The sequence below is a fragment of the Flavobacterium movens genome, from assembly GCF_039581425.1.
Classification (GTDB): Bacteria; Bacteroidota; Bacteroidia; order Flavobacteriales; family Flavobacteriaceae; genus Flavobacterium; species Flavobacterium luteolum.
On sequence record NZ_JBCPXY010000012.1, the window covers coordinates 54793 to 67274 of the forward strand.

General features: G+C 33.7%; 12 protein-coding genes. 6 read left to right on the forward strand and 6 right to left on the reverse strand.

All coding sequences use genetic code 11. From position 1 onward, the window contains the following. Positions 1 to 6: 6 nt before the first annotated feature. The 6 genes from AAYQ05_RS19090 to recF all read right to left on the reverse strand — a co-directional run bounded on the left by AAYQ05_RS19090 (position 7) and on the right by recF (position 6170). On the reverse strand, positions 7 to 621 hold the full coding sequence (locus AAYQ05_RS19090; RefSeq protein WP_343544930.1) for an FMN-binding negative transcriptional regulator: 615 nt from the start codon (positions 619 to 621) through the stop codon (positions 7 to 9). Between the two features lie 64 nt (positions 622 to 685). After that, positions 686 to 1699, reverse strand: coding sequence for a UDP-N-acetylmuramate dehydrogenase (gene murB / locus AAYQ05_RS19095; RefSeq protein ID WP_343544931.1), 1014 nt, complete (start codon positions 1697 to 1699; stop codon positions 686 to 688). A 108-nt stretch (positions 1700 to 1807) separates the two neighbouring features. Continuing rightward, a complete protein-coding gene (locus AAYQ05_RS19100) occupies positions 1808 to 2911 on the reverse strand; it encodes a pyridoxal phosphate-dependent aminotransferase (protein ID WP_343544932.1) in 1104 nt (367 codons plus the stop codon). Positions 2912 to 3069: 158 nt separating this feature from the next. Beyond that, positions 3070 to 4116, reverse strand: a complete 1047-nt coding sequence (locus AAYQ05_RS19105; protein ID WP_343544933.1) for a glycosyltransferase — start codon at positions 4114 to 4116, stop codon at positions 3070 to 3072. A 101-nt stretch (positions 4117 to 4217) separates the two neighbouring features. Then, entirely contained in the window at positions 4218 to 4895 is a 678-nt protein-coding gene (locus tag AAYQ05_RS19110) for a DUF2461 domain-containing protein (protein WP_343544934.1), read from the reverse strand. Positions 4896 to 5090: 195 nt separating this feature from the next. Then, positions 5091 to 6170 carry a DNA replication/repair protein RecF gene (recF, locus tag AAYQ05_RS19115; RefSeq protein WP_343544935.1) on the reverse strand — a complete coding sequence of 360 codons (1080 nt, stop codon included), beginning with the start codon at positions 6168 to 6170 and terminating at the stop codon, positions 5091 to 5093. A gap of 242 nt (positions 6171 to 6412) precedes the next feature. On the opposite strand from recF, the gene AAYQ05_RS19120 reads away from it, so the two are divergent. The 6 genes from AAYQ05_RS19120 (at position 6413) to AAYQ05_RS19145 (ending at position 12475) form a co-directional block, all read left to right on the forward strand. Further along, positions 6413 to 7192: a tetratricopeptide repeat protein gene (locus tag AAYQ05_RS19120; RefSeq protein ID WP_177212178.1), complete on the forward strand. Its 780-nt coding sequence runs from the start codon at positions 6413 to 6415 to the stop codon at positions 7190 to 7192. 78 nt (positions 7193 to 7270) lie between these two features. Then, positions 7271 to 7843, forward strand: coding sequence for a 6,7-dimethyl-8-ribityllumazine synthase (gene ribH, locus AAYQ05_RS19125; RefSeq protein ID WP_343544936.1), 573 nt, complete (start codon positions 7271 to 7273; stop codon positions 7841 to 7843). Between the two features lie 136 nt (positions 7844 to 7979). Then, positions 7980 to 8660, forward strand: a complete 681-nt coding sequence (locus AAYQ05_RS19130; RefSeq protein ID WP_343544937.1) for a DUF6624 domain-containing protein — start codon at positions 7980 to 7982, stop codon at positions 8658 to 8660. Positions 8661 to 8819: 159 nt separating this feature from the next. Continuing rightward, positions 8820 to 10760, forward strand: coding sequence for a DNA mismatch repair endonuclease MutL (mutL, locus tag AAYQ05_RS19135; RefSeq protein WP_343544938.1), 1941 nt, complete (start codon positions 8820 to 8822; stop codon positions 10758 to 10760). Continuing rightward, positions 10757 to 11569, forward strand: coding sequence for a rhomboid family intramembrane serine protease (locus AAYQ05_RS19140; protein ID WP_343544939.1), 813 nt, complete (start codon positions 10757 to 10759; stop codon positions 11567 to 11569). The genes mutL and AAYQ05_RS19140 overlap by 4 nt, the downstream gene beginning before the upstream one ends. 42 nt (positions 11570 to 11611) lie before the next feature. Next, complete coding sequence (locus tag AAYQ05_RS19145) at positions 11612 to 12475, forward strand: rhomboid family intramembrane serine protease (protein WP_343544940.1); 864 nt, start codon at positions 11612 to 11614, stop codon at positions 12473 to 12475. Positions 12476 to 12482: the final 7 nt, after the last annotated feature.

Sequence of the window (12482 nt, forward strand, 5' to 3'; positions counted from 1 at the left end):
ACCGATTTACTTTCGGCATTTTGACATTTCTTTTGCAACAGCAATAGACTGAGGGTTTTCGGTTTTTTCCAATTCCGAAATTATGTTTTTGTAATTATGGTCGTCTCGATTTTGTGAGAGTTTTTTGGTTGCTTGAATTTCTTCAATTTCTATTTCAAAACCAAATATTCCTCGGGCTTCACGCATTGTTTTTTCAGATAAATCTTCAACACGTACAGGGTTTTTAGAATTTACTTCGTATTTGTCTACAAGCTTTTTTAATTGTTCTATCGAAGTTTCGTAATCAACAATCTTGATTTTTCCATAAACATGTACGGCTATATAATTCCAAGTCGGAACATTTTCATGATCGTACCAAGAGGAAGAAATATAACTATGCGGACCTGTAAAAACAGCCAAAACCTGATCGTTTGCTGCAAAACCTTCTGCTTGGGGATTCAGTTTTGAAATATGTCCTTGCAAGATTTCTTTTCCATCAGCATTCACTTTCAATTCTATCGGAATATGTGTTGCACATAATTTTCCGTTAGTTTGATTAATCAGGATTCCGAAACTATTTTCTTTTATAAAAGCTCTGATTTCTTCCTGATTTTCGTTTTTGTATAAATCTGGTGTATACATTTTTCTTTTTTTAGGTTCAAAGGCTCAAAGTGACAGAGGTTCAGAGATTTTGGAGCCTAAATTTCTAAATCACGTTTACTTCCGCTTCAATCTGAATGCCGAATTTTTCAAAAACGGTTTTCTGAACTTCTTTTGAAACGGCTAAAATTTCTTGTCCTGTAGCGTTTCCGTAATTTACCAAAACTAAAGCTTGATTTTTATGAACTCCCGCGTCTCCAAAACGTTTTCCTTTAAAACCTGCCTGCTCAATTAGCCATCCTGCTGGAACTTTTACTTCAGTTTCTGAAACTTCATAAAATTTCATTTCTGGAAATTTCTGGTGGATTTTCTCAAAATCTGATTTTAATAAAATCGGATTTTTAAAGAAGCTTCCGCTATTTCCTAATTCTTTCGGATCTGGCAATTTACTTTGTCTGATGGCAATTACGGCATTACTTACATCTTTTAAAGTGGGTTCTGTAATGTTGTTTTTGGCCAATTCAGCCAAAATATCTCCATAAGAAGTATTGATTTTATGATTACGTTTCGTCAATTTAAAAACAACCGAAGTAATAATATATTGGTCTTTTACTTCATGTTTGAAAATACTTTCGCGGTAGCCAAAATTACATTCCGCATTGTCGAAAGTTTTCATTTCCTGAGTTGCGATATTCATGGCTTCGCAAGAAACAAAAGTGTCTTTTATTTCGGTTCCGTAAGCGCCAATATTCTGAACTGGAGTTGTGCCGACATTTCCCGGAATAAGAGACATGTTTTCTAATCCGCCAAAATTATTGGCGATGGTCCAAAGAACGAAATCGTGCCAGGTTTCTCCTGCTTGACTTTCAACCCAAACAAAATCATCGTCTTCTTTAATTATTTTTTTGCCTTTTAAGTCGATATGAATAACCAGCGCCTCAATATCTTTTGTCAAAAGCATATTGCTTCCTCCTCCCAAAATGAATTTTTTCTCGTTTTTGTTTTCTGCTAAAACTGTTTTCAATTCATCAATAGAATGAACGGCAACAAATTGTTTAGCACTGGCTTCAATGCCGAAAGTATTATATTTTTTTAAAGAAAAATTGGATTGGATTTCCATAAATAAAAGGCTTTTTAAGTTCCGAAACTTCGGAAAAATTCTGAGATCAAAAGTAACGATAATAATTTATTTGAGTAGATTTTCTATAAAAAGACTTTTCTCTAGATTTTATTTTATCGCTTCAATAAATCGCTGCATTTCTTTCATTGTGCCAATGGTGATTCGCGTCCATTTTCCGTTTTCTTCATAGATTTTTGTTCCTTGTATATTGTGGGCTTCCAATTGCTTGAAGAAATCTTTTTTATAATTGTCTAAAGAAAAATAGATGAAGTTTGCGTGCGAAGGAATGCACGTTAAATTAAGTTTAGTAAGCTGCTCGATGGTATATTTTTTTATTTCTTCATTTGCCGCGTGTACTTGCTGAATGAATTTATCATCATTCAGCGACGCCATCGCCGCAGCTGTTGACATTACACTGACAGACAAATTTGGAGAAGATTTTAAAGCGCTAAGTTCTTCAATTGTTGACGAAGATGCAACGGCGTAGCCTATACGAGCGCCAGCCAGACCATACATTTTTGAAAAAGTTTTTGTAATGATTAGGTTTTTATTTTCTACAACAAGATTGCTTAGTGATTTTTCTTTTGTGAAATCAAGATATGCCTCATCCACAAAAACAATTGCTTTTTTAGATGCTTCTTTTACAAAAGAAACCAGTTGCTCATAATCGCAAATTGTTCCAGTCGGATTATTGGGATTGCAGATATAGATCATTTTTGTGTCAGAATCAATTGCTTTTAGCATTGCAGTTAAATCATGCTTTTTATCGACAGTTAGCGGAACTGTGATTTTTTTTAAACCTAATTTCTCAGAAGGAAATGCCCAATAATTAAAGGTTGTTTCGGCCAGTATAAAATTGCCTTTTTGTAAAGCAGTATATTGAAGAACTAAGTCTAGAATTTCTGTTGAGCCAGCGCCAAGTAAAATATTCTGGTTTGAAACATTATTTTTTGTAGCAATAAGTGCAATTAATTCGTCTGAAAGATTCCAGCCATATCGATTACTATTATTGATGCTTTTTTGCATGGCAGCGCGAGCAAGTGGAGAAGGCCCATAAGGATTTTCATTTGATCGTAATAATATGGGCGATTGGTCTAAATCTGGAAGTATATATGTTTCTGGTGCAGTATTTGCGAATGTTTCAAATTGGCAGAGGCCTAATCCAACTGCACCTAAACCTATTTGTTTTAACCAGTTTCTTCTATTGCTCATATTACTTAAGAATTAAATTAGACAATTTATTTTAGTAGTATGTCGTTGAGTTTCAATAAAAGTTACGGCTTGTTTTTTTACCGCAAAGACACAAAGTTTGCGCAAGGTTCGCTAAGCTTTATGTCCTTGAGTAAATCTTTGCGAACTTTGCGGTTAAATTATTTTCTAGAATCAATCAATTTATGATATCGATCAGCAATGATTTTCATATTAATATCATAATTCGCGTTTTCTTCTACGAATTTTCTATTCCGAATAATAGCCTGATTTCGATATTCAGAATTCTCAAAAGACCAAATCAATTCATTGGCCAGCATTTCTGTATTGTCAATTTCAATCAATTGCCCATTTTCTCGATGCGTAATCCAACTTTGGTTTCCTGGAATGTCTGAAACTATAGGATAACATTTGCATGCCATTGCTTCAAATAAAGATGCCGAAACACCTTCGGTAATTGGCATACTGATATAGATATTCGATTGCTGTAGCAATTTTGGAAGTTCTGTATTTGGAATTCTTCCTATAAAAATTACTTTTTTTTCTATTTGTAATTCTTTAGCCAAATCTTTCAAAAACTGCAGTCTTGTTCCGTCTCCGACAATTGTAAGCGTGAAGTCAATTTCCTTTTGATGTAAAATTCCAAAAGATCTTAAAATAGAATCATGTCTGTATTCTGGCATAAGCGACCGCGTTACGATTGCTTCAATTTTGTCTGAGGTGTTTGTCGAAGGTGTGAAAAGCGATAAGTCAATTCCTTTTGGAAGGACGAGAACCTTGTTCATGTCAACGCCAACTTCTTTCATGTGAATGGTCATAACAGGTCCCCAAGCATGAATTAAGTGCGCTTTTTTGAAAGCATATTTCTGAATGAATTTTTTAAAAGGGTATAATTTAGATTCCTCTGGCCATAAATCGGTACGGCCTTGCTGTGCGATCGCAATGGTTTTTGATCCAGATAATGCGACGAGAAAACCATAACTGGTGGTTCTTTCTGCAATCACCATGTCTGGTTTCTCTTTTTTAATGATTTTTCGAATAGAAAGAGGAGAGAAAAGATACTCTAAAATGCGTTTGAATCTATAATTGTTTGATGTTTGAAGTTCCCAAGTAATAATTTCAAAATCACCAAATTCTTTTAAACCTTTCATCCAGGTTATAGCATCGGCACGGTAAGATTCTCCAAGAAAAAGTATTTTCCTTTTCATTTTAATTGTTGTTTTTTGCCACAGATTAAAAAGATTAAAAGGATTTTTAGGTGTTGCGAAAATTAATCTGTGAGAATCTGTGAAATCTGTGGCAAATAAAACTAAAATTCTTCAGTATCTAAAGCTCGGTTTATAAATTCATTTAGAGGTTTTAGGGCAATCAATTTCTGGCTTATCTTTTTCACGAAGTCTTTTTGGGTAACTTCGGAGATGTCGTATTTTTGAGTTGCGGTGAAACTTTTCAGTTTTAAGAACTCAATTGCAGGATGATCTTTTTCGTAACCGCGAGGCATGCTTTTAAGCGAATTGTTTTCGTTGATGTCTAAACTTCCGAATTCTTTTTTGAAATCTTTATTATTTAAGATTTCCTGCAAATCATCATAGAAAAAAGCAATTTCTTTACGAACTTTTTTCAGATCTTCAGATTCAGGAGAATAAAATCCGCCTGCTATAAAACTTGCGCCTTTTTCAATATGCACATAATATCCGGCGCGGTTTAAACCTTTGGTTCCTCCAGACATCCAGATTCCCAAATGCGCTTTGTAAGGAGATTTGTCTTTAGAAAAACGAATATCACGATTAATTCTAAAAGTGCAATTTTTAACTTCTAATAATTCTAAAGAAGGATCAAGCGGTTTCATTGCATCTAGAAAATCGCTTACCAATTGATGGTAGTCTTTCTTGAAAACTTCATATCGTTTTTTGTTTTCCTGAAACCATTCTCGGTTATTGTTCTTTTTTAAATCGTCTAAAAATTGCAATGATTCTTTCGCTAACATATTCAGTGTTTTTTGATTGCAGTTACTTTTTTTCTAATTCGTTTTTTTAGTTTGCCACTAATTGCACGAATTTACACTAATTTATTTTCTTATTTAGCCACAGATTAAAAGATTTACACAGATTGAATCATTTTAATCCTTGCGATCTGTGGCAAAAATAATTCGCGTAAATTCGTGTAATTCGTAAAAAAAACTTTACAAATTAAACATCTTATAAGTCTGATGTGTCGATTTCACAATTGCTTCAGTTCTTTCGGGATGAGTGTCTGAGATGAAAAGCTGTCCAAACGTTTCGCTATTGACCATTTCGACAATTTTGGCAACACGGGTTTCGTCTAGTTTATCAAAAATATCATCAAACAATAAGATAGGCTTTACGCCACTTTGCTTTTTTAGAAATTCAAATTGGGCCAGTTTCAAAGCAATCAAAAAAGATTTCTGCTGTCCTTGCGATCCGAATTTTTTTATCGGATGTGAATCAATTTCAAAAGATAAATCATCTTTATGGATTCCAACACTGGTATATTGAAGTGCGCGGTCTTTATTGATGTTTTCCTGTAAAAGCACTAAAAGGTCTTTCTCAAACAAATGACTTTCATAAACCAACTGCACACTTTCTTCCGATCCCGTTATTACTTGATGGTGCTTATTAAATATAGGTATAAACTGTTCGAGAAAATCTTTTCGTTTTTCAAAAATAGACTTTCCATAACCGTTTAATTGTTCATTATATATAGATAAGGTATCGTTGTCGAAAACATGATTTAAAGCAAAATATTTTAAAAGAGCATTTCGCTGCGTAATCACTTTTTGATATTGAATGAGTTCGTGCAGATAAGTGGAGTCTAATTGTGAAATTACGCTATCCATAAATTTACGGCGCGTTTCGCTTCCTTCAATAATCAAGTCACGATCTGCGGGCGAAATAATTACTAGCGGAATAAAACCAATATGATCTGAAAATTTATCATATGCTTTTCCGTTTCGTTTTAGCACTTTTTTTTGTCCCTTTTTTAAACTGCAAACAACTTGTTCTGTTCTTTCGTTTTTTTCTAGTTCAGCATCAATAACAAAAAACTCTTCACCGTGTTTGATATTTTGCACTGCCAACGGATTAAAATAGCTTTTGCCATATGCTAAATGGTAAATAGCATCGAGCACATTGGTTTTTCCAATGCCGTTTTTTCCAACAAAACAGTTGATTTTGATGTCGAAATCAAAACTTGCCTCTGAAAAGTTTTTGTAATTGAATAATGAGATTTTGTTTAAATGCATTTTTTAGAGACTCCAAGTATAAAAATTGCTGTTTTTGAGCAGTAAAAATTTGAGGGTGCAAATTACCGAAAATTATCGATATAATTGGCTTTGGAGGTGTTTCAAACTGATTTATTTTAGCGCTTTCGCGAAAGGACAAGCGAAATGCAAAAATATTTTTTTTAAAATAGTGATAAAATTGAAATTTTTTACCTCAGTTTCAATAAAAATTTTATTTTTGCCGTTCACTAAATAAATTTTAAATGGCAACTTACAATAAAAGAGGATATAAGACACCAAAAGAAAAGGAAGTAAAAGAAGTTACTGAAGAACAACAAGTAATTATTGACGAAAAAGACAGTACTACAGCTGGAGTTTTCTCAAAATTAGATGAGACGGCTTCAAAAACTGAGGACTGGGTGGCTAAAAATCAAAAAATCATTATTGGTTTAGTTGCTGGTATTGCAGTTGCAACAATTGGATATTTGGCTTACCAAAAATTCATTGCAACTCCTAAGCAAGAAGAAGCTGCAAGTGAAATGTTTGTTGCACAGCAAAACTTTGAAAAAGCTGTAAACGGTGTTTCTAGCGATTCATTATTCAAATTGTCATTGAATGGTTCTGAAGGTAAATTCGGATTTATTAAAATTGCTGACGAATATTCTGGAACAGATGCTGGAAACTTAGCAAACTACTATGCTGGTATCGCTTACTTGAATACTGGTAAATTTGATGAGGCAATTAAATATTTAGGTGAATTTAAATCTGAAGATGTAATCTTAAGTGCTTTGGCAAAAGGTGCTACAGGAGATGCTTACTCTCAAAAAAATCAGCAAAAAGAAGCTTTAGATTTTTATGTAAAAGCTGCTGAATCTAACAAAAACGATTTTACAACGCCTCGTTTCTTATTAAAAGCTGGAAAAACTGCTTTAGCTTTAGGGCAAAAAGAAGATGCATTGAAATATTTTAATGACATTAAAGATAATTACGACAGTACTCCAGAAGCAGCATCTGTTGATGCTTTGATTGGATTAGCACAATAATTATACTATTTGAGTTCAGTTTTTAGATTTTAGATTCGTATTTTAGCAGTCTGAAATTTAATAACAAAAATAGTACAGATGGCTACTGAAAATAAAAATCTATCAGAATACGATAAAAACACAATCCCAAACGCGAAAGACTTTCGGTTTGGGATTGTTGTTTCTGAATGGAATGATACTATAACAGAAGGACTTTATAATGGTGCTTTTGACGCTTTGGTTGATTGCGATGTTCCTGCACAGCAAATTATCCGTTGGAATGTTCCAGGAAGTTTTGAGTTGATATATGGAGCTAAAAAAATGCTTCAGACTCAAAATGTTGATGCAGTTATTGTAATTGGATGTGTAATTCAAGGAGAAACAAAACACTTTGACTTTGTTTGCGAAGGTGTAACTCAAGGAATTAAAGACTTAAATGTTCAAACAGATGTACCTGTTATTTTCTGTGTATTAACAGATAATAATATGCAGCAGTCAATTGACAGAAGCGGAGGAGCTCACGGCAACAAGGGAACTGAAGCAGCAATTGCGGCAATCAAAATGGCATATATTCGCCAGCAGGCTTCAATAGCACACGTTTTTAATCAGCCGTTATTGACTTCAGGTGCGATTCAAATTGAAGATTCACCGAAGAAAATAGAAAACGAATAAGCACGTTTGTTTTAAAAAATATTAAAACCTATACTGTTAAATGTATAGGTTTTTTTTATGTTTTTTTTGTGATTGTCTTAAGTTATGTCAAGTTCAGAATTATATTACATTTGAGTTGATCTTTAATTTACTTTCTATGAAAAAATTTTTACTCTACGCTTTTGTTTTATGTTTTGTTCAAAGTTATGCTCAGAAAAAAATCAATGAAAATTTGAAAAAGGAGCTCGATTCTATTATGAAATCTGATCAGATTCTTAGGGAATATATCAATTTTGATACTTCTGAGAATCGAAAACAAGAAATAGTAAAAGAACTGGGACGTGAAAATGATCCGAATTTTAGAAAAGGAATTTGGCTTGAAATGAAAAAACGTGATTCTCTTAACTTGATTAAGATTGAAGAAATTATTAAGCAGTATGGTTATCCAGGAAAAAGTTTAGTTGGCGAACCAACCAATATTGCTGCGTGGTATGTTATTCAGCACAGTTCAAAAATTGGAGAATATTTGCTAATGATTGAGCAGGAAGCTAAAAAAAAGGAAATCCCTTTTACCTACTTTGCTAAAATGCAAGACCGCTATCTAACACAACAAGGAAAGGAGCAGATTTATGGAACGCAGGGTCAGATGAAACAAATAACAAATAAAGAGACAGGAAAAAAAGAGTTTTTTAATTATGTTTCTCCAATTCAAAATCCTGCTAAAGTTAACGATCGTAGAAAGAAAGCAGGTTTTACAACCACAGTTGAAGAAAATGCAAAAGAAATGGGAATGGAATACAAGGTTTATACCTTAGATGAAATCAAGAAGATGGACTAGTTTTTTTGTGTCTAACCCGCAATCATTCTGTTTTATAGATTGTTGTGGTTTTTGTTTTTTTTATGATTGTTCTTGTTCTAAAAGCCAATCAAAATTCACTAAATTTGTACTTCTTGGTTTGCAAAAACCTAATCTAAACTTTAAAACTATTATTGCTTAATGTCGAGTATTATTCAATTGCTTCCTGATCACGTTGCTAACCAAATTGCTGCTGGAGAAGTGGTTCAAAGACCAGCTTCAGTTGTAAAAGAATTGTTAGAAAATGCTGTTGATGCCAAAGCAACTGATATCAAATTAATTATAAAAGATGCTGGTAAATCGCTGGTACAAGTTATCGATAATGGAGTCGGAATGACCGTTACTGATGCTCGTTTGTGTTTTGCACGTCATGCAACTTCTAAAATTCGTCAGGCCGAAGATTTATTTTCGCTTGGTACAAAAGGTTTCCGTGGAGAGGCCCTGGCTTCGATCGCTGCAATTGCGCACATGGAAATGAAAACAAAACAAGATCAAGACGAACTAGGAACGCATATTGTAATTGAAGGAAGTAAATTTGTTTCGCAGGAAGTGGCAGTTTTGCCAAAAGGAACATCATTTGCCGTTAAAAACTTATTTTTTAATATTCCCGCTCGACGTAATTTCTTAAAGTCAGATACAGTTGAATTTCGTCACGTAATGGATGAATTTCAGCGTGTGGCATTGGCGCATCCAAATATTCATTTTAGTTTTTACCATAACGGAAGCGAAATGTATAATCTACCAGCAGCAGGATATCGTCAGAGAATTGTTGGTATTATGTCAGGGAAAACAAATGAAAAATTAGTTCCAGTAAATGAAGATACAGAAATTATAAATGTTCAAGGATTTGTTTGCAAACCTGAGTTTGCAAAGAAAAATAGAGGAGAACAATTCTTTTTTGTAAACGATCGATTTATAAAAAGCAGTTTCTTGCATCATGCGGTAATGTCTGCCTACGACGGATTGCTGAAAGACGGTTCTCAGCCAAGTTATTTCTTGTACCTTCAGGTTCCGCCAAATACAATTGATATCAATATACATCCGACAAAAACAGAAATTAAGTTTGACGATGAGCAGGCTCTTTATGCTATTTTAAGAGCATCAATAAAACATAGTTTAGGGCAGTTTAATGTTGCTCCAGTTTTAGATTTTGATCGCGATGCTAATTTAGATACGCCATATCATTATAAAGATGTAGAAGTGGGGATTCCAACCATTCAGGTTGATGGAACTTTTAATCCTTTTACTGATGATAAAACCAATCAGCATTATAGTAAGGCTGCTTCGGGATCATCTGGATATAGTTCGGGTTCTTCTTTTTCGTCTTCATCAGGATCATCATCTTTTGGATCGTCGTATTCTGGTTTTTCTAAGAGAGTAGAACCGACTGCAAGTTGGGAAAGTTTGTATGTTGGGTTAGATGTTGAAAATCCAGAAAGTATAGAAAGTTCCCCTTTTACATTTGAAAATGAAGAAGTGACTTCTTCTTTATTTGATGATGAAGAAGTAGAGCAAGCAACGCAGAAAACCTATCAAATACATAAAAAATATATTGTATCGCCAATAAAATCAGGAATGATTATTGTGGATCAGCAGCGTGCGCATCAGCGAATTTTGTACGAACAATTTTTGCTGAATATGACAGTTAATCAAGCTTCGAGCCAGCAGTTGCTTTTTCCTTTAGATTTGTTTTATTCGGCTTCAGAAATGAAACTGATAGAAGAATTGAAACCTTCTTTGGAAACAACTGGATTTGTTTTTGATGAAAGTAAAACAGATCACGTTGTAATTTCTGGAATCCCTGTAAATATTACAGAAAGTGAAGTCTCGCAGGTAATCGAACAATTATTAAGCGATTTGCAAGACGGAATTCCAGCAAACAGCTACAGTCAGAACGATACAATTGCCAAGTCGATGGCTAAAAGTTTAGCGGTTAAAACAGGATCTTATTTAACCGAAAAAGAACAAGATAATTTGGTAAACGGTTTGTTTGCCTGCAAAGATCCAAATATTTCACCTTTTCAAAAACCTACCTTCATTACCATGCGTGTTGAAGATATAGATAAAAAGTTTGCTTTATGATGAATATCACGCCAGTAGTTAAACAACTGCTAATTATTAATATTATATTTTTTATTGGCTCTCAGTTAGTGCCAGTTTCTTATGACTATTTAATGTTGTATTATCCTGAAAGTGATAATTTCAGGCTTTGGCAGATTATTACGCATATGTTTATGCATGCGCCATTGCCAAACTTTGCTCATATTCTATTTAATATGTTTGCATTATACAGTTTTGGTTCGGCTTTAGAGCATTTTTGGGGAGGAAAAAAATTCTTGTTTTTCTATATCTCTTGTGGCTTAGGAGCGGCATTGCTTCATACGGGTGTAAATTATTTGCAAATACATTCTCTTTTAGATTCTGTATCTAATTTAAATTTGTCTAAATCGGATCTTCATGTAATATTAAATGCTGATTATCAGTCTCTTTTTGATTCAAATGGTAAAATGGTTCAGGGTGAAGTTTTGAATATTTTAAGCCAAGCACATTGTAATCAAGAGCAGTTTAATATATTGAGGGAAACAAGCTTCATTGTGCAATCGCCTGTTTTAGGGGCTTCTGGAGCAATTTATGGTTTGCTTACAGCTTTTGCCTTTATGTTTCCAAATGCTCAACTGGCGCTATTGTTTATTCCTGTTCCAATCAAGGCAAAATATTTTGTTCCTGGAATTTTAGCAATCGATTTGTTTTTAGGTTTTAAAGGAAGTTCTTTATTTGGAAGCGGTGGAACTGGAATCGCACATTTTGCACACGTTGGTGGTGCAATAGCTGGCTTTTTAATGATGTTGTACTGGAAAAAAAATCAGTTTAATAACAACCGTTGGAATTAATTTTTAACTTTAAAGTACGAATTCTAAAATAGAAGAATTTTTATGAATATTCTAGACGATTTAAAATTACAGTATAGATTGGGTGGTATCGCTATGCGAGTTATGTATTGGAACATAGCATGTTTTATTGTATCGCTTATCTTTTTCTATCAATTTTCAGTAGGTCAGTTTGCTTTTCCGAACTGGTTGGCTTTGTCGTCAGATCCTCAGGTTTTTATGATTAAACCTTGGACTTTTTTAACGTATGCGTTCTTTCATGACGGATTTTTTCATCTGTTATTCAATATGATGGTGCTTAATTTTGCTAGCACTCTGTTTTTGACTTATTTTACTCAAAAGCAATATTTAGGGCTATATCTTCTAAGCGCTCTTTTTGCAGGAGTAGTTTTTGCGCTGAGTTTTTATTTTTCTAATATCAGCGGTTCTATTGTCGGAGCTTCTGCTGCTATTATGGCTATTTTGGTGGCCGCAACAACTTATTCTCCTTTAATGAATGTGCGATTATTTCTCTTCGGAAATGTGAAACTTTGGCACATTACTGCTGTTATTATAATTTTAGATTTAATGCAGTTTCGTCTTGGAAATATGGGCGGACACATTTCACATCTTGCTGGTGCTTTCTTCGGATTTGCCTATATTAAATTGCTTCAGAACGGTACTGATTTAAGTATTATTGTTTCTAAAACGTTAGATTTCTTTGCAAATCTTTTTAAAAAATCTCCTACGACCCCATTTACAAAAGTTCATAAAAATTACAAAAAACCTACAGAAAAAACGACATCAAGAATTGTTACGAAAGATAAAACGCAACAACAGATTGATGAGATTTTAGACAAAATAAGCCAGTCAGGGTACGATTGCCTGACGAAGGAAGAAAAAGAGTTTTTATTTAAAGCTGGAAAATAAACTTGTA